Source organism: Acinetobacter guillouiae (genome assembly GCF_002370525.2).
GTDB lineage: Bacteria > Pseudomonadota > Gammaproteobacteria > Pseudomonadales > Moraxellaceae > Acinetobacter > Acinetobacter guillouiae.
In genome coordinates this window covers 1,848,894-1,873,396 of sequence record NZ_AP014630.1, presented here as the reverse complement: position 1 = coordinate 1,873,396, position 24,503 = coordinate 1,848,894, and the positions used below count along the sequence as shown (strand labels likewise).

21 protein-coding genes are annotated in these 24,503 nt (G+C 38.2%); 12 read left to right on the top strand and 9 right to left on the bottom strand.

Features of this window, described 5'->3' with window-relative positions; translation table 11 throughout:
• The first annotated feature begins 286 nt into the window (after positions 1-286).
• The 3 genes from epmB to AS4_RS08490 are packed head-to-tail and all read left to right on the top strand — an operon-like array spanning position 287 to position 5,288.
• Positions 287-1,303 (top strand): EF-P beta-lysylation protein EpmB, encoded by a 1,017-nt coding sequence (gene epmB, locus AS4_RS08500; protein ID WP_034611889.1) that lies wholly within the window; start codon positions 287-289, stop codon positions 1,301-1,303.
• Between the two features lie 14 nt (positions 1,304-1,317).
• A complete protein-coding gene (locus AS4_RS08495; protein WP_034612070.1) occupies positions 1,318-3,069 on the top strand; it encodes a hypothetical protein in 1,752 nt (583 codons plus the stop codon).
• Entirely contained in the window at positions 3,051-5,288 is a 2,238-nt protein-coding gene (locus AS4_RS08490) for an EAL domain-containing protein (RefSeq protein WP_096733860.1), read from the top strand. The genes AS4_RS08495 and AS4_RS08490 overlap by 19 nt, the downstream gene beginning before the upstream one ends.
• Before the next feature lie 144 nt (positions 5,289-5,432).
• Here the strand turns inward: AS4_RS08490 and rpmE are convergent, their stop codons facing one another.
• The 4 genes from rpmE to AS4_RS08470 all read right to left on the bottom strand — a co-directional run bounded on the left by rpmE (position 5,433) and on the right by AS4_RS08470 (position 10,238).
• A complete protein-coding gene (gene rpmE / locus AS4_RS08485; RefSeq protein WP_004721254.1) occupies positions 5,433-5,657 on the bottom strand; it encodes a 50S ribosomal protein L31 in 225 nt (74 codons plus the stop codon).
• Between the two features lie 227 nt (positions 5,658-5,884).
• On the bottom strand, positions 5,885-6,865 hold the full coding sequence (locus AS4_RS08480; protein ID WP_004820726.1) for a bile acid:sodium symporter family protein: 981 nt from the start codon (positions 6,863-6,865) through the stop codon (positions 5,885-5,887).
• A 484-nt stretch (positions 6,866-7,349) separates the two neighbouring features.
• Positions 7,350-7,751 carry a lactoylglutathione lyase gene (gene gloA, locus AS4_RS08475; protein ID WP_096733859.1) on the bottom strand — a complete coding sequence of 134 codons (402 nt, stop codon included), beginning with the start codon at positions 7,749-7,751 and terminating at the stop codon, positions 7,350-7,352.
• A gap of 291 nt (positions 7,752-8,042) precedes the next feature.
• Positions 8,043-10,238 (bottom strand): AmpG family muropeptide MFS transporter, encoded by a 2,196-nt coding sequence (locus tag AS4_RS08470; protein WP_096733858.1) that lies wholly within the window; start codon positions 10,236-10,238, stop codon positions 8,043-8,045.
• A gap of 181 nt (positions 10,239-10,419) precedes the next feature.
• Between AS4_RS08470 and AS4_RS08465 the strand changes: the two genes are divergently transcribed.
• Positions 10,420-13,059: a Lon protease family protein gene (locus AS4_RS08465; protein ID WP_096733857.1), complete on the top strand. Its 2,640-nt coding sequence runs from the start codon at positions 10,420-10,422 to the stop codon at positions 13,057-13,059.
• Positions 13,060-13,280: 221 nt separating this feature from the next.
• Here the strand turns inward: AS4_RS08465 and grxD are convergent, their stop codons facing one another.
• On the bottom strand, positions 13,281-13,622 hold the full coding sequence (gene grxD, locus AS4_RS08460; protein ID WP_004820720.1) for a Grx4 family monothiol glutaredoxin: 342 nt from the start codon (positions 13,620-13,622) through the stop codon (positions 13,281-13,283).
• A gap of 165 nt (positions 13,623-13,787) precedes the next feature.
• Between grxD and AS4_RS08455 the strand changes: the two genes are divergently transcribed.
• Positions 13,788-14,999, top strand: a complete 1,212-nt coding sequence (locus AS4_RS08455; RefSeq protein WP_096733856.1) for an aspartate aminotransferase family protein — start codon at positions 13,788-13,790, stop codon at positions 14,997-14,999.
• 131 nt (positions 15,000-15,130) lie between these two features.
• Here AS4_RS08455 and AS4_RS08450 read toward each other — a convergent pair whose 3' ends face one another.
• From AS4_RS08450 to surE, 3 genes are all read right to left on the bottom strand, one after another.
• Entirely contained in the window at positions 15,131-16,063 is a 933-nt protein-coding gene (locus tag AS4_RS08450; RefSeq protein ID WP_004721269.1) for a LysR family transcriptional regulator, read from the bottom strand.
• A 95-nt stretch (positions 16,064-16,158) separates the two neighbouring features.
• The gene (locus AS4_RS08445; RefSeq protein ID WP_034613659.1) at positions 16,159-16,995 is read right to left on the bottom strand and encodes a peptidoglycan DD-metalloendopeptidase family protein; all 837 of its coding nucleotides are present in this window, start codon (positions 16,993-16,995) and stop codon (positions 16,159-16,161) included.
• Between the two features lie 106 nt (positions 16,996-17,101).
• Positions 17,102-17,887 carry a 5'/3'-nucleotidase SurE gene (surE, locus tag AS4_RS08440; protein ID WP_034613661.1) on the bottom strand — a complete coding sequence of 262 codons (786 nt, stop codon included), beginning with the start codon at positions 17,885-17,887 and terminating at the stop codon, positions 17,102-17,104.
• 116 nt (positions 17,888-18,003) lie between these two features.
• Between surE and AS4_RS08435 the strand changes: the two genes are divergently transcribed.
• The 4 genes from AS4_RS08435 to AS4_RS08420 all read left to right on the top strand — a co-directional run bounded on the left by AS4_RS08435 (position 18,004) and on the right by AS4_RS08420 (position 20,893).
• Positions 18,004-18,369, top strand: coding sequence for an MCR_0457 family protein (locus tag AS4_RS08435; protein WP_034613664.1), 366 nt, complete (start codon positions 18,004-18,006; stop codon positions 18,367-18,369).
• Positions 18,370-18,552: 183 nt separating this feature from the next.
• A complete protein-coding gene (locus AS4_RS08430; RefSeq protein WP_004721274.1) occupies positions 18,553-18,927 on the top strand; it encodes an MCR_0457 family protein in 375 nt (124 codons plus the stop codon).
• A gap of 141 nt (positions 18,928-19,068) precedes the next feature.
• Positions 19,069-20,217, top strand: a complete 1,149-nt coding sequence (dacC, locus tag AS4_RS08425; protein ID WP_096733855.1) for a D-alanyl-D-alanine carboxypeptidase PBP5/6 — start codon at positions 19,069-19,071, stop codon at positions 20,215-20,217.
• Positions 20,218-20,350: 133 nt separating this feature from the next.
• Positions 20,351-20,893, top strand: a complete 543-nt coding sequence (locus AS4_RS08420; RefSeq protein ID WP_034613668.1) for a gamma carbonic anhydrase family protein — start codon at positions 20,351-20,353, stop codon at positions 20,891-20,893.
• A 127-nt stretch (positions 20,894-21,020) separates the two neighbouring features.
• Here AS4_RS08420 and AS4_RS08415 read toward each other — a convergent pair whose 3' ends face one another.
• Entirely contained in the window at positions 21,021-21,503 is a 483-nt protein-coding gene (locus AS4_RS08415; protein ID WP_096733854.1) for a hypothetical protein, read from the bottom strand.
• Positions 21,504-22,111: 608 nt separating this feature from the next.
• On the opposite strand from AS4_RS08415, the gene AS4_RS08410 reads away from it, so the two are divergent.
• Genes AS4_RS08410 through hflD form a run of 3 tightly spaced genes read left to right on the top strand, consistent with a single transcriptional unit; the run spans position 22,112 to position 24,500 of the window.
• Entirely contained in the window at positions 22,112-22,597 is a 486-nt protein-coding gene (locus AS4_RS08410) for an NUDIX hydrolase (RefSeq protein WP_004820704.1), read from the top strand.
• Positions 22,598-22,601: 4 nt separating this feature from the next.
• Positions 22,602-23,738: a tRNA 2-thiouridine(34) synthase MnmA gene (gene mnmA / locus AS4_RS08405; protein WP_034613669.1), complete on the top strand. Its 1,137-nt coding sequence runs from the start codon at positions 22,602-22,604 to the stop codon at positions 23,736-23,738.
• 30 nt (positions 23,739-23,768) lie between these two features.
• Positions 23,769-24,500, top strand: a complete 732-nt coding sequence (gene hflD, locus AS4_RS08400) for a high frequency lysogenization protein HflD (protein ID WP_004820699.1) — start codon at positions 23,769-23,771, stop codon at positions 24,498-24,500.
• Positions 24,501-24,503: the final 3 nt, after the last annotated feature.

Sequence of the window (24,503 nt, the reverse complement as noted above, 5' to 3'; positions counted from 1 at the left end):
ATCACCCGATTTGTGACAGTGATCATTCCAAACAGCAAAGAATGTATTTTACATTTTTCGTATTCTAAATGAGCAATACATCGTGAAGCAATGAAAAAATACCCATGTTCGGTCAGATTGAGGGTAAAATCTTCGATTCATTGGTGATTCACAGCTGTTCAATACAAATCAGCTGTACTGAAAGCATTTTTCCAGTGAAATATTTCAAATTGAACCCTGACAGATTCAATCTGAACAAGCAATACCATCCGCTTTCCTCTATCTTCAACTATTTATCGCACGTGGCATGTTAAATTACTTATATCAAGAGCAAAATTGGCAATCTCAACTCAGTGATTTAATTACTGATCCATTAGAACTGTTAGAAATACTCGAACTTTCTAAAGCACAGTTATTGTCTGGTGCAATCCTTGCGTCTGGACAATTTAAACTACGTGTGCCCCGTGCATTTGTCAGAAAGATGGAAGTTGGCAATCCCCTAGATCCACTTTTATTGCAAGTTTTACCACATCATCTGGAAATGGAAGAACACGAAGGCTTTGTCACAGATCCACTTGATGAAGAACAAGCCAATCAAATTCCTGGGGTTTTACATAAGTATAAATCACGTTTTTTACTGACCCTCACCGGTGCATGTGCCGTGCACTGCCGTTATTGCTTCCGTCGTCATTTTCCATACCAAGAAAATTTACCTAAAAATGAAGACTGGTTGAACATTAAAGGTTATTTAGAAGCTCATCCTGAAATCAATGAAGTGATTTTAAGTGGAGGCGATCCATTAACTTTATCTAACCGAAAATTAGCCACTTGGATAGAACGTCTAGAATCTCTCAGTCAGATTAAGATCTTGAGAATTCATTCACGCGTTCCAATTGTAATTCCAGAAAGAATCGATGAAGAGCTGGTTTCTTTATTGAAAAACAGTAGGCTACGTGTAATTCTAGTGGTACACTCGAACCATCCTGCTGAATTAGATAATTTGACTTGTGCAAAGTTATCTCATTTAGCAAAACAAAATATTCTTGTGTTGAATCAAGCCGTTTTACTTAAAGGTGTGAATGATTCTGCACAAACTCTTGTTAATTTAAGTCAACGACTTTTTGAAGCACAAATTTTACCGTATTATCTTCATGTTTTAGATAAAGTAAAAGGTGCGCATCATTTCGATTTAGGGGCGGAAAAAATTGATCAGATTTATAAGGATGTATTGGCCAGTTTACCGGGTTATCTAGTTCCTAAATTGGTTCGAGAAGTCGCGGGAGAAAATAATAAAACACCGCTGTTTGGAGTCACAACCTTTTAAGAGTTGAAATGCTCATGATAAATAAAGAAATTTCAGAAATTTTTCAAAATATCACGGTTCTACAACGAGAAAGTCTAAGTTTTGCAGAAAATTCGGTGGCATCTGTCAATGCATGGGTGGCCACACTGTCTATTATGCAACTTGGCGATACCTCAGAGTCGGTCTTAAAAGCGATTTGTGAAATCAGCGAACTCGATTGTAGCGAAATGCTACGCTTTGATTTAATTCAAGTTTTACACCCAATTACCGAAAGCATTTTATCAAGCCTTGAAAAAAACATCTTAAATCAAGGTCTTTCTCAAAATGCGCGTATTGAACATATTATTGATTTATCCTCTAGAATTCGCACCTATTTTGCCAACGTCTATATCAATATTGTGCGAAGAAGTCATCAAACACTGGTTTCAAATAAATTCTCATTTTTTAATTTTAAACAAAAACGAAATTTACAAACAGCGCGTACACTTGCAACCTTTTATGCTTTAGAACAACTTGGTTTATTGTTGGTTCAACAGCAAATGCTCTACAGTGGTCCATTGACCCATCAATGGCTCACCACACATCATCTTTATGAGCTTGCGGTTAAAAACCAAGAATTTAATATTAATATCAACCAATTACAAGGTACACATTTTACCATTCAAAATATCCAGCAAGCCTATGCACAAGTGCTGCTTTTGGATATTTTTAATACGCATCAGATTCGCCCTTCAGAAACACAAGCACTTTATCAATGTACTTTTGATTGGGTCAAACTGATCCAAATTTTACCAAGAGAAACCAGCTTATCGCGTTATGTGATTGATGGCTCTAAAGACGTTCCACCAATTTATAATCGCAAACAACATGCGAATTTCCGTACTTCTTTGTATATTTCTACACAGAATCTGCTTGAACATATTAATTCAACGATTCATAAAGACGAATATCTGTCTAAAAATGAACAAATCTATTTATCTGCTGCGTTAAAATTTCATGTGCAAAATGTCTTGGGTACAACAACTGAACGTCAACATGAGCGTTATGAATACTCTGCACAACTTCAAATTTGTTTTAGCTTACAAACCGCACACTTCTATTTATCCAAAGCTAAGAATTTCTATGAAACACTTAATTTAAATAATAATTATGCATTTCAGTCTGAGTCCAATATTCATTCATCGATTTCAACAGGCTCAAGCACAGCATCGAACTTAGGACAAATCAAAACTTTAGACCGTGAAGCAAAACAGATCTATCAAACCCAAGTACTGGATATTAGTGTAAACGGTTATCGTATTCGCTGGTCAGATGAAACCCCACGAAATTTACGCACGGGTGAATTTATCTTGGTCAATGAAAGCCTCAATGACAAATGGAAAGGTGCGATCATTCGTTGGATCAAACAATCTGTTAAAAAAACCTATGAAGTGGGTTTAGAGGTTTTAGCTCAAGACATCTACCCATGTGCGGTAAAAGTTCCAGCTGATCGTTCGACGATTAACTACCACCCTTGCCTTATGGTTCAAGTGCAAAATTTAAATGAATCCAATGTTTCTATTATTTTGCCAAATTTACCGTTCTTCAAAGAACAACAAGCAATTTATCTACGTTTAGACACTGAAGAAATTAAGGTGTATTTAACAAAAACATTGTTAATTACCCAGAGCTTTATTCAGTACGAATTTGAATTGATCAATGATGAAGAAAATGACCGCATTGATCAGTTCATTCAACACCAATCTGCCAATTTGAATAATCAAGATGTATGGGAAGCTTTAAAGTGAGAAATTTATTATTATCGAAAAAATTAAAACTCTCTGAAACTAGATTACTCATTATTGATGATAACCAGATTCGTTATAATCAAATTATTGATCTTTTTCAAAGTAAGAATCATCAAGTACAAGCGCTTTTATTGGATGATTTAAAAAGTTTTGAAAAACAACTCAATACCTCATGGGACTTGATTATTTTTGGTCGTGCTTATGACATCAAAATTGAGCAAGCCATTACCTTAATTCAAGCCTCTGCTGATATTGATCTGCCTGTTTTGTTCTTAAAACCTGAAGATTATCAAACCAACCAATATCAGTCCTATATTCAAAAAGGCATCTATGATGTTGTTAATTTAGAATATACCGATCGTTTTTATATTAGCCTAATCCGTGCGTTGTCTTATAGCCGTACCTTACAAGCGAAAAAGCACCTTTTAAACGATCTTGAAAGTGCAAAAAATCAAGCTCAAGCCTTGGTTGAAGAACAACATAAAGCGATTGCCTTAATTCAGGAAGGTATCCATACCCAAGCCAATGCTGAATATTTAAAATTGTTTGGTCTAAAAGATGAAGCAGAAATTATTGGATTACCTGTATTAGATATTTTAAAACCAAAGAATATCAATGATTTTAAACAACGTTTTAAAAAGATTTCTCAAGGTAATTTTGATTTAGCACGTTTTGAAATTGATACACTGAATAGCAATGCTAAATCTGAAAATCCATTAAAAATTGAATTTCTGCCTTCAGATGAAGAAGACTGTATTCAAATCACCATTGAGATCAATTCTGCAAGTCAAAAACCGCAAGCACAATCATCCGAATCGAATAAGAAAAGCATCAGTGCTGTCGCAACTAGTCTGCAAAAAATTCAGTACGCTTTAATCAACCAACCTGCCAAATCGAATGCATTGGTACTGTTTAGCTTTGCCGCTTGTCCTGAGAATATTTTAACTTCTCCTTGGAAAACAGCCGTTCAATACTTAGAAGGGTTTAAAAACTTTATTCAAGAACAAACCAATACCACGGTATATCAAATTGATATGTTGTTGTATGCAGTGATTTTACAAGCTGAGTCTGACACCATTTTAGAATCTCGTGTTCATGGGCTGCATGCTTTAGAAAAGCCGCAATTATTGGAAATTGATGGTCATACCTACCCACTGAATATTAAGATTGGCTATTCAAACATACAGCAAAACAGCTTTACAGAAGCAAGTTTTAACGACGTTTTAGAACAAGCTTATAATCATCGTCTGGCAAAAAAAGACTCAGTATCCGAGCAACAATTAACGGCAACTTTACAGGACACTAAAATTGAATTGTCATTGCTTGAGCCAAAATTAGATCAAGCAGAACCGCTGCAAGTACAAAGTAACTCCATTGAATTTACCTCAAAACCTCAAGTTGAAAATACAGCTGTAGAGAAACAAGTTCAAATTCAAGAAACACCAGCGCCACATATCTTTAAAACCTCCGCGATTCTTGGTCAAATTGCCCAATCGCTTGAAAAAGGTGAGATTCAGCTAAAATACCAACAGCTTTATGACAAACAAGATAGCAATTTAAATACCTATGAAGTCAGTAGCGGTTTTATTTTTGAAAATCAGTGGAAAAAAGTAAGTAATTTAATTGATTTAGATGATGATATTGAGCTTTCAATTAAATTAGATCGCTGGATTTTAGTCGAAGCATGTAAGCAATTACATAACTTTATCACTCAATATCCAGAAGCAAAATTAATCGTCAATTTAAATCGTCATGTGCTGTTCCATGACAAACAGTTCCCTGAGCTTATTTCTAAACTATTGACCATTGTTGGAAGCCGCCAATCTCATCCACTGATTTTACAATTTGATGAGGAAGATATTGCAAAAAATATCTTAGAAACTCAAAAGCAAATTGGCGTTTTACGTGATCATGGTGCCGAAATTTCAATTCGACGTTTTGGTTCGAGCATTTCAAGTGAAGCCATCTTAAAACAATTGGATGTGAGCTTAGTAACGCTGGATGAGAAGTTTACAAAGCAGCTTAATAGTGATGCGACTATGACGCAATTCCAGCATACCCTTGAAAAATATCATGCAATCAAGCCAATTGAATTGCTACTGAAAAATCTAAATGATATGAACTCTTTTGCAAATGCGTGGAATGTAGATGTCAGATTCTTGCAAGGTGAATATTTCCAGAAGAAACTGGATCACTTGACTGATGTTCAAGATCAATAAAGTCTAATACTAAAAAGGTTGAGCATTTAAAATGCTCAACCTTTTTTAAATCTATCACTTTGTCTAATCCTGAAATAGATCAACACGAGATAAAAATCAGCAACAAAAAAACGGGCTAAAGCCCGTTTTTTATGTTTTGTCGTATTAACGCTTAACAGAACGTGACATACCAGCAAAACGTTGTTTGAATTTATCGATACGGCCGCCAGTATCAACATTCTTCTGTTTACCAGTATAGAATGGGTGGCAAGCTGAACATACGTCTAGATAAAGTGTTTCTTTACCTAAAGCTGAACGAGTTTCGATAACGTTACCACATGAACAAGTAGCAACTAATTTTTCGTATTTTGGGTGAATATCGGCACGCATGGTCGATTCTCCTAAGTTAAGAAAGGTTTAGCTGTCATCGCAATTAACCACTCTCAAAATCTAATAAAACTTTGAGGAAAGCAGATTTAAATTAAAAACCAGCAGGTTAACACCACAACAGACCATTTCTTTTGGCCCACCGAGACTATAAGCGTCAGAGCTAAGCACAACAAGTGGGCAAGATTATACTCGAAATATTTATAAATTGCGAGCCAATCGATACTAATTTATTCGTCAGAATGTTTTTGCTTTGACCAGTAGTTTGCAATCACCCCACAAACCATTAACTGGATTTGATGGAAAATCATAATCGGTAACACAATCATACCTAAAGGCTGCCCAATAAATAAAATCTGCGCCATAGGCACACCACTGGCAAGGGTTTTCTTCGATCCACAGAAGAAGATTGAAATCTGATCTGCTTTGCTAAATCCAAGCCATTTTGGAACATACAACGCCAACAGCATAATCACCGTGAGTAGAATCGAACATGCCAAGGTGAGGTAAATCAATGTAGATAAGCTGACCTGATGCCATAAACCTGCCACCACTGCCCCACTAAATGCACCATAGACCACCATCAAAATCGAGCCTTGATCAAAAACTTTGACGATCTTTGGCATTTTCTGCATCAATGGAAATACATAAGGGCGTAATACCTGCCCTAGAACAAATGGAACCAACAACAACAAGGTGATTTCGATAATAGAAGAAGTTGGATCGTAATTATGCTTAGATTGACCGAAAATAAATATGCTCACCAAAATCGGAGTAATAAACATACCGATCAGGTTTGAAAATGAGGCACTGCATACAGCCGCTGCCACGTTCCCTTTTGCAACAGAGGTAAATGCAATTGACGATTGTACTGTCGACGGCAAAAAGCACATAAACAAAAAACCCCAATACAACTGTTGACCCAGCAAAGGTTCAAGCACAGGTTTTGCCATTAGTCCCAATAAAGGAAAAACTAAAAAGGTAAAAGCAAAAACCAATCCATGCAATTTCCAATGCAAAATCCCCTCAATCACAGCTTCACGTGATAATTTTGCGCCATGTAGGAAAAATAAAATTGCAATCGCAATTGTGGTGATTTTTCCAAAGATAAGCGCTGCCTGACCTGAAATCGGTAAAATAGAAGCTAAAACCACCATCGCGATTAAAAGTATCGTAAAGCGATCCAATGCTAATAATTTCAACATTTTCATAAGCAACGTCCTGTATTTTAAACATGAAAAAGCCCAGTAGTTAAATTTTACTATCGGGTAAAATTCAATCTTACTGAGCGAAATAAATAAAGCTACTCATTTGGCTAAATGTTCACTATTTATTTACGACACATATCAAGTTAATTTAAGGTCTATTGATATGTCTTTGCCAAATAAACAATAGCCCCATCATTTTTAAATGATGGGGCTATAGGCATTTCATAAATGGCTTGCGTTGTAGGTTAAAATTGAGCAGGCAAGGCATGAAACGAAGAGAATAGCGAGACTATTTTCGAGTTTCATAACGTAGGCTGAGATAATTTTAGCCACAACCCTTCGGGACTAGCGTGTTTTTTGCCGTTACGTTGTCACCTTGCGAAACGATGTTTCTCATCATTTAGAATAGCTAAATTTCGTATTTCGCGCCTAGTATCGCCTAAAAAACACACCTAGTCGCAAACGTAGACGAATTGTCAACAGCCCCCTAATTATTTCGTGCATCTTGATCTTGTTGGATCAATTCAATTTTATAACCATCTGGATCTTCAACAAAAGCAATGACTGTGACACCACCTTTCATAGGACCTGCTTCACGTACCACATTACCACCACGCGCTTTAATCTCTTCACAGGCTTTATAGGCATCATCGACACCAATGGCAATATGTCCATAAGCATTACCTAATTCATAACTTGTAGTATCCCAGTTATGGGTAAGTTCTAACACGGTATGATGCTCTTCATCACCATAACCCACAAATGCTAAAGTAAACCGCCCTTCTTCATAATCACGTTTACGAAGTAATGTCATACCGAGAACTTCAGTATAGAACGCTAAAGATTGTTCTAAATTGCCTACTCGTAACATGGTATGCAACATGCGCATGATTTATTTTCCTGTTTGATCAGATATCATCTGCCAATATAGGCAATACAGTTCAATATTTCAATTTATCTATATTTCAGCTGCACAATGATGCCGTCTTTTGGATTGTTTTTAAGCAATAACCGCTTATTTTTAGCTGAACACTACAGCTTTATCTTTCGAGTAAGCTGTTTGAATGTGTTAGCAATCCAATGATTCAAACCACCTTCCGATAAAAAAAGCCTACTTTATCTATAAGATAAAATAGGCTACTTGTAATCATCGTAAATCTATCTTGAGTAATTCAGTCGCTTACTCGATGGATTGATTCACCTTTTGTGCTTGATGTTCTCGCAATAATTTTCCAACCCATAACACAAGCAATAGAATCGGAATACCAATTAAGGTGGTCATTAAAAAGAATTTAGGATAACCAATGTGGGTAACAATTGTTCCAGAATACCCGCCTAAAATCTTAGGTGTAAGCGTCATCAATGAACTAAAGATCGCATATTGAACTGCTGTAAATGACACACTGGTCAAACTAGACAAGAACGCAATAAATGCTGCACCCGCTAAACCAGAGGCTAAATTATCGACAACAATGGCAAAATACAGCCAACCAGAACTATATTTTTCAATCACTTTACCCTTAATTTCAACGGCTGCAGAGGAATCCGCTTTGATCACTGGAAGTGGTTGAATATCCACATCGATATCACTTTTTATCGTTGTTAATTGATAGCTTTGTTGAGTACTTAATACCGCTTGTGCGTGTTGATAATTGACCACAGCGATCACATTTTTTGAGCCAGAAGCATATAAGGCTTTACCGTCAATCGCACCACTAAACAAACCATCTTTATCTAATTTTGCAGGATATGTTTTGCCATCAAGTTTAAGGGTAATCGGCTGATCTGGATTAAGCTCAGATACAGGTATTCCCGCAATCTGCCCCTTAACCACGATACTTTGCTTTGCTTCTGTTGCAGACAATTGATTGTCACTAGTAATAGGCAATAATTGAATTTGGGGCTTGGCATTGTCTTTTAAATAAGGCACCGCATATTCATTCACGACAGCCTGATCAACTAGTGCTGCTTTGATATGAATGGTATTTTCCCCTACCAAATCCTGACGAGGCACAGAAACTTTCCAATAGCCTACTTCATCAGGTTGAGCTTGAAATTTCTTATCGCCAATCTGTACAGATACAGCTTGCATCGGTGCACCAGATTTCACCAATCCAATAAAGATCAAATTGGTTGAACTTGCCAAAACAGCACCGACAAACATCAATTTCATAATGTTCATACGTTGTGCAAGTAAGCCACCTAAAAAACCACCCAATAGGCTAAAAATAACTCCGTAAATTTTAACGGCTTCTGCAATTTGCTCTTTGGTGAAGTTTAAATCTTGATAGAAAACATTCGAAATAACACCTGCAATAATGTCTGAAATTCGATAGAAACCGATCAATAACAGCAGAACCAATGCCAGCTTTACCCCATAACGCTTAAAAAAATCAGCAATCGGGTTAACCCAAGTCTCATAGGCCATCTTTTTATTGACTACACCAAAACGAATCAACGATGTAGCAACAAGAATTGCACCGAGCCCTGAGCCTAAAAAGCGTACAGCTTCCATTAAAAACTTCAGCAAGTTGTCTTCGACTTTCCAAGTCGCTTGCAGATATTGAACCATGTCATCGGAGTAAATATATAAACAAACAAAACTCGCCACAGCCAAAATAAAGACCAAAACTAAACGATAGTAATCAATATTTTTATAGTGTTTATCAACTCGATTAACCAAGGGTTCTCGAATCACTAAAGTGGTGATAATACCCACTAGCATCACCAGCGCCATCGTTAAATAAGTATATTTCCACGCTTCATAAATATAGTTCCCTTTTGCAGTCCCCAAAGAAGCAGCAAGAAATAAAGCACCCGCACCAGCGAGAATCATCCCTAAACGATAGCCTGCGTTATAGGTCGATGCCAACACCGTTTGCATCTCGGTTTCAGCCAGCTCGATTCGATAGGCATCAATCACAATATCTTGTGTTGCTGCGGAAAACCCCAGTAATACTGCCCCCACAGCCATTTGGTAAATATAACTTTGGCCCAAAGCTGGATCAGAAAATGCCATAATACAGATCGCACAGATAATCAGTACTTGTGCAATCAACAACCAAGCACGGCGCCGACCCAGTTTTTTGGTGAGTATCGGGACGGGTAATTCATCAATCAGCGGTGCCCATACAAATTTAAAAGAATAGCCCAGCGCAGCCCAACTAAAAAAAGTCACTGCACTTTTTTCAATTCCGGCCTCACCTAACCATAAAGATAAACTTGAGAAAATGAGCAGAATTGGAATACCTGCTGAAAACCCAAGAAAGAGCATAATTGCAGCACGCCGATCGATAAAAGCGGCAAAAGCAGATTTCCATCCATTTTTTGCTGTGGAATTCTGCTCAGCTGATTGCTGAGATAGTTGCGTTGTCATTGCGTTGTTATTTTCTGAAAAATGAAATAGTGCTATTCAACCGCTTAATGCTTAGAGTTTCAATCACTTTTATGCAACTGATGAGCGCTTTTACAGATATTTCCGCTTTTGGCGCTTGATCTTTACCCCCAATCCTGTATACCTTTAACTTTTCAACCCATATAAGTTTTGGATTTCACCTGTGACCCAAAGACACGATCAATTAAGCTCTACCACTGTTTCAATTACGACGACTGCAACCCCAATACAAAAAACTGAAACGATTTTTCCATCTGCTTTTGATCAAACGGAAATTCAAAACACGTTGACACAAACCGCACTAAAATCAGAACAACTGACGCATATCCCTAATCTGAGCAAGATTCCTACCTCAACCAAGAGAATCAAGCCTTTAAATAATTTCTTAGGGCAAGATCGCGCCAGAGCCTCTGTAGAAGCAGGGATTGCTTTACCTTATTCAGGCTACAACATTTTTGCTGTGGGGACGGCAGGTCTTGGCAAAAGAACCATGATCAAGCGTTTATTACAGCAGCATGCCAAAACCATGCAAACGCCTGATGATTGGGTCTATGTTTATAATTTTAAAAATGCGCGACAACCGATTGCACTGCGTTTTCAAGCGGGTCAAGGCAGTAAGTTTCAAGCTTTAATCCACCAAGCATGGCAAACCATTCTCAAGCAACTTGAACGTCGCTTTAGTGCTGAAACTTATCACAATCGTATTGAACGTATTCGTCAAATCACGGGAAATGAGCAACAACTCGCTTTGGTTGAACTGACCAAAGAAGGCGAAGACCTCGACCTAAAACTGATTAATCGTAACGATGAACATATTTTTGTGCCGATCCATGTCAAAGATGACAAAGTATTGGAAATGTCACAGGAAGATATTAATGCGCTCGACAGTAAACAGCGCGCAGAAATTAATTCCAATATGCGTTATATGGATAAAAAACTTGAACGGCTTGGCCTTCAGTTAGGTGATTTGGAAGATGATGCACGTGATCAAGTTTCTGAATTGAATCGTGATATTGCCAAACAAGTGGTGATTCCTCGTATAGATTTGATTTTAAGTAAATTTAAAACCGTACACGGACTCGATCAATACTTAAAGCATTTTGCAGCAGATATCATTGAAAATGTTGAAACGATTTTAGATCAAGAAGGCGAAGAGTTCTCTCCTGCTTTATTTAATCGGGTTCCTTCACGTTACCAAGCCAATGTTGTGGTGAGCAATAAGCCAAACTCTGGTGCACCAGTTATTTTTGAAGACTTCCCAACACACTATAATTTACTAGGACATGTTGAACAGCTGACGCAAAACGGCACCATCACCACCGACTTTACTCTGATTCGCCCAGGCTCATTGCATCAAGCCAATGGTGGTTTTTTAATTTTAGAAGCAGAACAGCTGTTAGAACAGCCTTATGCATGGCAAGGGCTAAAACGTGCTTTAAAATCAGGACAATTAAAGCTGTCTTCTCTTGAGCACATGCTGACTTTAACTGGCAGTATTTCAATTGAGCCTGCATCTGTGCCGCTCAACTTAAAAGTGGTTTTATTGGCAGAACCTGAAATTTATTATGAAATTTTAGAACTAGAGCCAGAATTAGGCAGTGTTTTTAAAATTCGTGCTGATTTTACCGATACCCTGCAACGTAATGATGATAATGAACAAGCTTATATGCAACTGATTGCAGACTATGTTCAACAAGACAAATTACTGCCTTTTGATCGCTCAGCATTGGCGGCATTACTAACAGATTCAAGCCGCCAAGCTGAAGACCAGAGTTCATTGTCTTTACATGCTTTGACCCTAGGTGACTTGATCCGTGAATCTCATCATCACGCTGCACAGTCAGATGAAAAGTTAGTCACCTCTCATCATATCAACACTGCCCTAAAACATCGTCAATATCGCTTAGGCTATTTAAGAGAGCTTTATTGGCAAGACTTGTCACGTGGTACGCAACTGATTGAGACACGCGGCCATCGTTTAGGTCAGATCAATGCTTTATCCGTGATCCACTATGCTGATGTTGAGTTTGGTCTACCGTCACGCTTAACCGCTTCGGTATATCAAGGTGGTGGTGACATTCTAGATATTGAGCGCAGTGTAGAACTTGGTGGTTCATTACATGCCAAAGGTGTCTTGCTGATGTCGAGTTTCTTAAAAGCTCATTTTGGTCGTGAACAGATTTTGCATTTCTCTGCTGCCCTCGCCTTTGAACAAAGTTATGGTCAAGTAGATGGTGACAGTGCCACGGTTGCAGAGCTATCTGCATTGATTTCCGCAATCTGCCAATTACCTATTGATCAATCGTGGGCGATCACAGGTTCGATGAACCAATTGGGTCAAGTTCAACCTATTGGTGGGGTCAATGCAAAAATTGAAGGATTCTTCGATGCGTGCAAACTCCAAGGATTGACAGGCAAACAAGGGGTGATTATTCCACGTCAAAATATGCAGCATTTAATGCTTCGCCATGATGTGATTGAGGCTGTCAATGAGGGTCAATTCCATATACATGCAATAGACACCATTGATCAAGCTTTAGAAATCCTAATGGCACGTCCTGTTGGGGCATTAGATAAAAAAGGTCGTTATACCAAAGGTTCAATCTATGCGGCAGTGATGGCACAGCTTGAATATTGGCAAGCCTTGGAAGATGGCGTTGAAATAGAGCACAAGCCAAAGAAAAAGAAAAAAAAGAACAAAGGGAAAAAACTGAAAAAGGCAGAAGCTGAATCAACAAGCATCATTACTGACGAAAACCAAACTGAAGTTGCAGCAAAGCAAAATAAGCGCAAGTCAGCTTAAATTGCTTCTTGGATAGACCTCAATCAGACAAAGCTTTGAATATTCAAAGCTTTGTCTGATTCATACTGATAGCTTGTTAAATATACAAACAAAGATTGGAACCGCTCATCAGCCATAACCTAATTTCTCTAGATTGTTGATCAATTCAGTCACGTGACAACAACATAAAGCCTAGCCAATAAAAAAGCACCTTCCGGTGCTTTTTCTACATCATCAACTTATTAAGCATCTGGTGCTGGGCTATATTGCTCGATCAATGGCTTTAATTCACCATTTTGGAACATTTCTAGCATAATGTCGCTACCGCCAATCAATTCGCCATTAATCCACAATTGCGGGAATGTAGGCCAATTTGCAATTTGTGGCAAAGTTGCACGAATATCTGGATTTTCCAAGATATTTACATAAGCAAATGGACGACCAATTTGGCTAAGTGCTTCAACTGCACGTGCAGAGAAACCACATTGTGGAAATTGCGGTGTACCTTTCATATAAAGAAGTACTGCATGTTTAGCTATTTGATCGCGAATTAACGCTTCTGTATCACGCGCTTGTTCAGTCATTGATTAAATCCTCAACTCATCTGCCTGCATTATACCTAAATCCACAATAAAGAATATGTCTAGACGATTATTTCCAATTTTATTTATATTAAAGCTTTAAATCTTGTGCATATTTTGGTTAGATAATCTTTTACCCTTTCCACTCCTAACAGATAAGAGTTAGTTATGAATAACATTACCCTCGCTCCGGTACAAACTGATCAACCTTCACACTTGATGCCTGTATTCAGCCGTCAACCGATCAGCTTTGTCCGAGGACGAGGTTCTTATCTTTATACTGAAAATGGTACTGAGTATTTAGATGCATTGACGGGTATTGCTGTGTGTGGCTTAGGACATGCTCATCCTGTTCTAGCTGAGGCTATTGCAGAACAAGCGGCTACATTAATCCATACCAGCAATATTTACGAAGTCGCTTGGCAAACTGCAGCAGCGCAAAAGCTGGCTGAAGTTTCAGGTATGGAAGAAATCTTTTTCTCAAACAGTGGTGCAGAATCAAATGAAGGTGCAATTAAAATTGCACGTAAATTTGGTCACTTACAGGGTGTTTCCAACCCAAAAATCATTGTTGCGGATCAATCATTCCATGGTCGTACCCTTGCAACGCTTTCAGCTACCGGCAATAAAAAGGTTCAAGAAGGCTTTGCACCACTGGTTGAAGGCTTTATTCGTGTGCCTTTTGGCGATGTAGAAGCCATTGAAGAAGCCGCTATTCAACATTCTGATATTGTGGCAATTTTGGTTGAACCGATCCAAGGTGAAGGTGGTGTCAATACCGCACCTCAAGGCTTTAGCTACCTTGAAGATATTCGTCGTATTTGCAACCAACATAATTGGTTAATGATGCTGGATGAAGTTCAAACAGGTAATGGCCGTACTGGTAAATACTTTGCTTACCAACACACCAATATTATTCCAGATGTTTTAACCACAGCAAAAGGCCTCGGAAATGGTTTTCCAATTGGTGCTGTGATGACACAAGGTCGTGGTGTTGGAGTACTTGCTGCGGGAAATCATGGCTCTACTTATAGTGGTACGCATTTAGGCTCTCGTGTTGTCTACACAGTGATTGACTTGATCCAAAAAGAAAACATCGTTGCAAATGCTGCTAAAATTGGAGCATATCTGGTTGATCAGTTCCGTGCTCAACTTGTGGAGCAAAATGTGATTGTGCGCGGTTTCGGCATGATGATTGGTATCGAATTACCTAAAGACTGTGCCGAATTAGTAAACATTGCACGTGATAAGCATTATTTAATTATTAACGTTACTTCAGGCAATGTGGTGCGTTTACTGCCGGCTTTGAATATGAATCATGAGCAAGCAGATGATCTATTAAAACGCTTAGTACCCGCAATTAAAGAGTTTCTTGCCTAATTGCGAATAAATGCTTTAAGAGATTAATCCGTTAATCTCTTTTGGTTTTGTCATGAATGCTTATCAAATTGCAAATATAGAAAAGCCGCTTTAAAGCGGCTTTTTTATTAGAACTTATTAGAATTAAAACTTTATGAAGCTTCTTGGAAAATTCTACCACCAGGCAACTGGCTAAAATATTGTTTCAAAGCATCCAAACAACGATGAATTTTCATCGGCTGCTGTTCACGCTTTAAGGTCACAGCACTTAAAGTGAAAGTTGGTAATTTCCACTCTGGAAGCACTTCAACCAATGTTCCGTTCATTAATTCTTTTTGCACATCTAAATAAAGGATTCGCGCAATACCATGCCCATGTTGGCACAATGATTTTGCAACAAATACGTTATTTGTCTGAAGACGATGCTTCATTTCTAAATTAACAACTTCACCTGTTGCACCATGCTGAAATGAAAAATGTTGAGAATTTTTCATGATATTTATCGGAATCAAATCATGATTCTGTAAATCTTCAGGACGTGAAATAGGCGCTGTTTGATTTAAATAACTTGGCGATGCAACTAAGATCTGATCGACTCGTGCAAGTGGCATACAGCTCAAGTTATTCGCATCTTCGATTTTTGAAGACATGCGAATAGCAATATCTATACGCTCTTGAATCAAGTCGATATATTGGTTATCTGCTTCAAAATGAACCATCAAACCTCTATGTGCCGACATCCAATGCGATAAAGCAGGAACAACATGGGTTGCTCCTATTTCCGGGGTTGTCGCAATACGCAAATCCCCAACTAAATCATCGCGCAACTCATTAATGCGGATTTTTCCACGCTCTGCGGCAGCGAGCATTTCTTGACAACTGTGGAAAAAAGCTTGACCAGCCTCAGTTAAACTCAGCTTTCGCGTAGAACGATGTAGAAGTGTCACTTCCATTTCATGTTCTAGAGATCTAATTTGCTGACTAACCGCACTAGTCGTAATGCCAAGGTCACGCGCGGCACCACTAAAAGAGCTTTTTTCAACAACACAAGCAAATACACCCATTGCCCGAAGTTGATCTAACATAAATTTCCCTCTGAAATTATGAGCTGTTTCACACTTTTTTGTTCAAAACAACTCATTGTATTATACGAAGAAAATTACACTTTGCATTAAAATATTTAATTTATTGGTAAAATATTTGCTGGGTTTATCGGTTTTCCATCTAAACGTACCTGAAACTCCAACATGGTACTGCTAGCACCTGAAGATCCCATCTCTGCAATCTTCTGTCCTGCTGTCACAGTTTGACCACTTTTCACCAACATTTTGCTGTTATGAGCATATGCAGTAATGTAACCATCGATATGTTTTACTAAGACAAGATTACCATATTCTTTTAATCCATCTGCAGCATAAACCACCTGTCCATCCGCTGCGGCAAAAATTGGATCACCTTGATTCCCTCCAAAACGTATTCCTTTAATATTATTCGCAATATTATAATTTGCAATAACAGATCCATTTGATGGTTTTACCCATCTCAATTGGGTTGATTGTACTGTCGTCGTCGTTTGTACAGGCGGCGGCGTTACTGGCTGAGCCGTCGTTGTGCCAGTTGGCGATGTCGGCTGCTGTGTTGGTAACTTAATCGTTTGGCGTTGAATTTGCGGTTCATTGCTCGTCAACGGTTTCGTTGTAGATCGAGTGACATTGCCCCCACCTTTTTTCAAACGTAATGACTGGCCTACATAAATTCGATAAGGCGCAGCAATATCATTCATTTCAGCAACACTGAGATAACTCAAACCATAACGCATAGAGATTGCGCTTAAGGTATCACCAGAACGAACTGTGTAATAGTCAGGCGCAACAGCATAACGTGTAGGGTTATTAATTTGAGGCTTCGATGCACACCCAGTCACCACTATGGCAGAGGTGATTGCTATTGTGGACAAAATGATTTTCATCCATCGCTTAGGCATTTGAATTGGAAGTGTTGATCGAGCCAAAAGCATTGATTTCCCTCTCTACAATCTTAAAATTTAAAAATATTTGCTTAAGATTAGCAAAATACACACGCATTTCACTGTTTAACAGTGCTTTTTCACAAAGTTATAACACTCATACATCAAAATGACTATGTGAGAGTTGTGATTGTAGTGTTTCAAGAATTGTGTAATTGGTTGCATCCATCTGAATTGGGGTAATACTGACGCAACCATTGGCAATGGCAAAAAAGTCAGATTGCAGGTTTTGTGCATTTTTTTGCGGATCTGTCACCGCTTCACCCGCCAAACCAATCCAATAGACTTGACGACCACGCGGGTCAACCTGACTGGTTATCGGCTTTGATTGTATTCGACGCCCCTGATATGTAATTTGAGCCCCTAAAATTTCAGCGACATCGGGAATATTGATATTTAAGATATGTCGTGGAGGCAGTTCGGGTAAGCCTTTGGCAATAAAGCTGTAAACCCAGTTTGCAGCTTGTGCATAATCTCCAGGGTTGTCATAGGAACGTACATTACTGCCTGCCAATGAAACTGCGATTGCTGGCTGTTTCATCAAACGTCCTTCAAATGCCGCCCCTACGGTTCCAGAATAAAGGACATCGTCACCTAAATTCGCCCCACTATTGATTCCACTGACAACTAAATCAAACTCAAAATCAAATAAACCATTCATGGACAAATAAACACAATCAGCAGGTGTCCCATTGACTGCCCACATATCTGGTGCAACTTGAATCGGTCGAAGTGGTCGATCTAGGGTTAATGCACTTGAATAACCACTGCGCTCACTTTCTGGCGCAACAATAACAACTCGACCTAGAGGTCGTAATGCTTTTGCTAAAGCTTGAATACCTGGTGCAAAAACACCATCATCATTGGCAACTAAAATATTCACAAAAAGGTTCTCTGACTAAAAATTATTAAATGACTACTGAGTAATTTAATTCAAATTTATTGAACAATTATATATAGTTAGTTACTCAATTTTAAATCTAATTTGTGACTATAAAGATGATTACACGTTCTCTTACTCATACTATTTCTATCGCACTCATCACACTTTGTGCACAATCTGCATTTTCAGAAACATTAACTTCACAAGAATCTGATCGAATTGCGAAAGAAGATATTGCCGCAACACAGGTGCTTGCCGAAGTTTGCCCAGCGTTAATTGGAAACAACCCTGCATTTCAAACTAAAATTGCAAGTTTAACCCAAACCTTATTAAAGGATTTGTCCAAACCTACAACATTGACTCAGCTTCAACAAGATCCAGAATACCAAACTGTACTCAAAGAAGCACAAATCAGTGCCAAAGAAGTTGATCAAGCTGAACACAAAGCAGTATGTGCTGATGTACTCGAACTTCCACACTAAAATAAGATAAAAAAACTTCCCCCCAATGCGATGTTAAAAAATCCTTTTTTGACATCTTTTGCATTGTTCAGTGTGCGAAAATTTCAAATAAATCTACAACATCGATACACTTTCTCTATATTTTTCACAGTTTTTACGTTTAATCTATGCAGATTCTTAAATTAAAAATTGATTAGGTTATTTATGCGTATGACGTTAAAAATGCTTACATTAAGCCTTGTTTCAGCAAGTGGTTTATTTATGACCCATGCTTTTGCCGCATCTGACAAAATCGAAGTCACCCAGCAACAAGTATCTAAAGAAGAATTGGCTGCAATTTATGTATTGTCGGATATCTGCCCGAGTCTAATCAAAACAGATGCTGCATTTAATAAAGGTTTTGATCACTTGCTTAAAGACTATATGCCAAATGACAAAGATCCTAAAGCAACCTTAAAATCACTTGCCAAGCAAAAAGATTTCCAAAGAGCTTTAAAAGAAGCAAAAAGTGATGCTAAAAAAGCGGGTGATACTGAAAACACAGCAATTTGTAATGACATTAGTAACTATCAGTCATAACGATTTCTGCAATTTATCCAACAAATATTGAATTAGTTACAATAAGTAAGAAATAAGCCGACTTTCCTTATAGAAGTCGGCTTTGCTTTGCCCTAAAATGCTAGCCTGTTTGTGCTCATATAACGATTGGAACGACCTAGAATGATTCGAAAAAGCGCCATTGCTGCATTATTACTTTTACCTTCATTTTCTTATGCAGCAACCGTCTTAACCACTCCGCCAGAATTAAATAATAAATCGTATGTCTTAATGGACTATGAGACAGGTCAAATTCTTGCATCGAAGAATGAAAATGAAAAATTAGCACCTGCTTCGATGACGAAAATGATGACGAGTTACATCATTGAGCAAAAACTTCTTAAAGGCGAACTGACCGAAAGTGAAAAAGTTCGCATGAATGAGTCTGCATGGTGTCGTGGTAGCAGTACTGAATCTTGTATGTATGTGCCGTTAAATGGTACTGCAACAGTTTTAGAAATGTTACGAGGCATTATTATCCAGTCGGGTAATGATGCATCTAAAGCAATGGCTGAACATATTTCAGGTAATGAGGGTTCATTTGCCTATGCAATGAACCAAGAAGCCAAACGTGTAGGTATGGTCAATACACACTTTATCAATGCAACGGGTATGCCTGCTGAGGGTCATTACTCAACTGCTAAAGATATGGCGGTACTTGCTAAACATATCATTCATGACAGTTCAAAATATTATCCTATTTATTCTGAAAAAGAATTTACCTTCAACGGGATTAAACAAGGTAACCGTAATGCCTTGCTGTATACCGACCCAAGTGTTGATGGCTTAAAAACAGGTCATACCGATGAAGCAGGTTATTGCTTAACCACATCTTCAAAACGCGGCCCAATGCGTTTGATTTCTGTGATTTTTGGTGCACCATCGATGAATGAACGTGCCAGCCAAACACGCTCATTGTTAGCTTGGGGTTATTCAAACTTTGAAACAGTCAGTGTTCAACCTGCAAATCAAGTGCTTGCTAAAGCAAAAGTTTATTTTGGTAAAGAAAATGATGTACAAATTGGTTTAGCTGAAAACTTCAATGTGACCATGCCTAAAGGTCAAGCCAATGCCATCAAAACACAAGTCACTGTTCAACCCAACTTAAATGCACCATTAAAACAAGGTCAAGTTGTTGGTAAATTAACAGCAACTTTAGATGGTAAAGTGATTGCTGAAAAACCATTAGTGGCGTTAAAAGCTGTAGAAGAAGCAGGCTTCTTCTCTCGCTTGATCGACCATATCAAAATGTTCTTTAGCAACTTGTTCTAAGTTATTCGCTTAAACCAATATTGAATTTATTAGACTAAAGCACAGGCATCCTGATCACAGATTTGGATGCCTTTTTAATTTATACTCGGTAAAAATACACTGGTTAAATTTTGCTTTTGACATGGAAGCCAACATGAAAAAAAATATTCGTTCGTATTTAGGCCATCATCCTAAAATTGATTCAACCTGTTATATCGATGATCTCTCGGTTGTAATCGGTGAAGTAACTTTGGCGGAGAATGTATCGGTTTGGCCTTTTGCGGTGATTCGTGCGGATGTCAATCACATTAAAATTGGCCGTTATTCTAATGTACAAGACCATTGCATGTTACATGTCAGTCATAAAAATGATGCTAAACCCAATGGCTCACCTTTAGTGATTGGAGAAGATGTGACCATTGGACATCATGTCACCTTACATGGTTGTACCATTGGCAACCGGGTTTTAGTGGGAATTAATACAATTGTTCTAGATGATGTGGTGATTGAAGATGATGTCATGATTGGTGCAGGCTCACTGGTTCCACCGCGTAAGCGCTTAGAAAGTGGTTATCTCTATGTAGGAAGCCCAGTGCAAAAGGTTCGCCCTTTAACTGACAAAGAAAAGGAATTTTTGCCTTATTCAGCAAGACACTATGTCAAAGTAGCAAATCATTATTTAGAAGCGAACGATTAATCATAAGATTAAAGCAAATATCTAGGCATGCTTAAAAGCGTATTTGTTATTTGAATACATGTTGCTCAAGTAAATCTAATTCCACTGAACTACAGTGGAATTAGGCATTACATTTTGGATCAAACCGCTATTCAGAGACCTTGTAGTATTTGGTTAATTCTTCAAATACTGGTGCTTTGACATTGTCTTTTAAAATATAGCGGGTAATCACACCTTGATCTGTATGTATTTCCATAAAGATATTTTGCGAGCCTTTGAAGTCCCCCATTAGGTTGACTGGAATAAGCACACTGTTACGAGAACGATTTGCTTTAAATGCAAAATCAATTTCAGTTGGCCCAATCACATTAAATGAGTGACTTTTTGCACCATCACTAAATACAACTTTTTCAATATTATATTTGGTATAGGCGCTATTTAAGCTGAGTTTTACCTTTAAAAAGTCTTTATGTGTCTCATTCCACACTACAGTGACGATTGGACAAAGTTCACTTGGCTGGCAAATTAATAATCCCTGTGTACCTAGATTTGAAGTGGCGTCATTAGGATTTGAAGCACACCCAGTGATCAGCAATACACCTAAAGGTATACATAATAATTTCTTTATCATACTTTTTAAATCCTATTGTATGCCCAAGAATTGGAATGGCTAAGCGATCTTAAAACAAGAACTGGCTTTACCTGTATAAAACGTTGCTTGATCAAGCCCCAATTCAAGCTTTTTTGATTTGACTATCTTTTATAGCCAATGTCTTTTAATTCTATCCAAAAAACATTCGACGATACAGTAGATTCAAACAAATAAAGTCTTTTATGTTTTAGCAGTGTACACCTGTATATAACGAATATATTTAGTCCTTCTTTCGGTATTGAATCCAATAATCATACAAACGTATTGCGTATAACACTCAACATATCTGCACATGAATATTCCAGTAATCTATTGAGTTGGCGTGATAGGCCAAAATGCATCAGTTTATATGAGAATTTTTATGTGAAACACTCTACCCTACAACAATACCGATATAAAATAATAGATTAATCAGTTAAAGCGCTGAGATTTCAGCTCCAAATGCAAGATAAGAAAACTTGCCCAGAACTATTTTAAGCATATTGTCGATACATCTCCGCTTAGGATGATCAAAGAAAATCCGCATGAACATAGCCACCACGTGCTAAATTTTGTAGAATAATGCTTTATCTCCCTTGGTGCTGGTCATGACCGCTTGGACACCCCACGTTACTGTTGCGACAGTTGTAGAAAAAGATGGAAAATTTCTTTTTGTAGAAGAATATACTGAAGGTGTAAGCCATACTGTTTTCAATCAACCCGCTGGCCATGTTGAATGTGGTGAAACTATTATTCAAGCTGCGTTACGTGAAACCATGGAAGAGACAGGATATGCAGTAGAAATCAATTCATTACTGGGGATCTATACCTATACCCCACCCATGTTTCCAGACCGCACTTATTTTAGATTTTGCTTTTTAGCACATGTGACTGAATACTTTCCAGACGCACAACTGGATACAGATATTATTGGCCCACAATGGATGACGCTTGAAGAACTGCTTGAATCTGCTCGCGCCAGAAGTCCTTTGGTCATTAAAGCTGTACAAGATGCACTTTCTGGGCAAAAATACCCACTTTCGCTCATCTATGAGCACCAAAACTCTCCTTTAATTTCAAATTTGGATGCCTAATCCTATGCAACAACGTGTCATCGTCGGTATGTCGGGTGGTGTAGATTCATCTGTTTCTGCTGCACTTTTACTTCAACAAGGATATCAAGTTGAAGGGCTTTTCATGAAAAACTGGGAAGAAGATGATGGCACGGAATATTGTACCGCAATGGATGACCTTGCTGACGCACAAGCGGTGTGTGACAAAATTGGGATCAAACTCCATACTGCAAATTTTGCAATGGAATATTGGGATCGCGTTTTTGAACATTTCTTAGCAGAATATGCCGCTGGGCGTACACCAAACCCCGATATTCTGTGTAATAAAGAAATTAAATTCCGTGCATTCTTAGATCATGCTGTCAATTTAGGCGCGGATTTTATTGCAACTGGACATTATTGTCGCCGTGGCGAAACAACCACCAATTCAAAAGGTGATCAATATGCGCCTTTATTACGTGGTGTAGACAATAACAAAGATCAAACTTATTTTCTTCACGCGGTTCATGGTCGTGAAATCAATAAGACCTTGTTCCCTGTTGGTGAGATTGAAAAACCACAAGTACGTAAAATTGCGGAAGAACTGGGTTTAGCCACTGCCAAGAAAAAAGATTCCACTGGGATTTGCTTTATTGGTGAACGCCGTTTTAATGACTTCTTAAAACAATATTTACCGGCTCAACCCGGGAAAATTGTCTTAGATACAGGAAAAGAGGTTGGTGATCATCACGGCTTAATGTACTATACGCTCGGTCAGCGTGGTGGTATTGGTTTAGGTGGACTCAAAGGCGCAGAAGAAGGTGCTTGGTTTGTTCTACATAAAGACATCGAAGGTAATCGTCTTGTGGTTGGACAAGGTCATGAACATCCACTGATGCAGAGTACCATTTTATGGTCTGAAACAATTGACTGGGTTGCGGGTGAACAAGCAATTCCAGACACAGGTTTCCGATGCACGGCAAAAACTCGTTACCGTCAGCCTGATCAAGCATGTACAATTTATAAAGATGCAAACACGCCAAATGGTGTTCGTGTCGAATTTGATGAAGCACAGCGTGCCGTAACACCGGGACAAAGTGTTGTTTTCTATGTCGATGAAGTCTGTTTAGGTGGGGGTGTGATTCATCATACCAATGCACCAAAACCAGATTTTATTGAGTAATGATTAAAAATTATTTAAAGGAATTTAGGCATGGTTGAGTTGCCCTTTCAACAGCCTCAAACTTTGAATCAACGCCAAAACCGAGCTTTGGCGTTAGCAGCTGTGTTTCAAGCAACACAGCTGACGCATATGACTGCAATGTCAGGACGTCAAAGTATTGGTGAAAGTGGTAATTTCTATTTTGAACAGCTCATCAAAGCCAGCCTCAATATCCGTGCCACTGCCAATTCATCAGGTCAAACTTTAGACTTCTTCAATCAATTGGCAGACATTTCCTTAGGTTTAAAAACTTTAGAAAGTAGCATTACACAACCTTTCTCAGCATCACCAAAATCTAGAATTCCTAAAATTGCCAATGCAAAACTGCCAATGACTTATGCCATGTCATTATTGGCCTTGGAAAAAAAAGTTTATAGCAATCCAAAGTTTGTTGAAATTATTGAACAATCTCAACAAAAAATATTAAAACAGCTGTCTTTTTTTGATAATAACTATTTACATCCAAGTATCATTGCCAATTTAGCACAGACCTATGTCGACACTGCTGGTCAAATTAACCCCCGAATTCTAGTCCGTGGTAATGCAGAAGCCTTCAAAGACTCTGCACATACCAATCGCATCCGTGCCAGTTTATTCACAGGCTTACAAATGGCTCACCTATGGCGTCAATTAGGTGGAAGCTCATGGAATATGATCTTTAGCAAACGCAAACTTCTTCAAGATATTCAAGATCTTGCTCGATTACAATATCAGGTTGTTTAATTT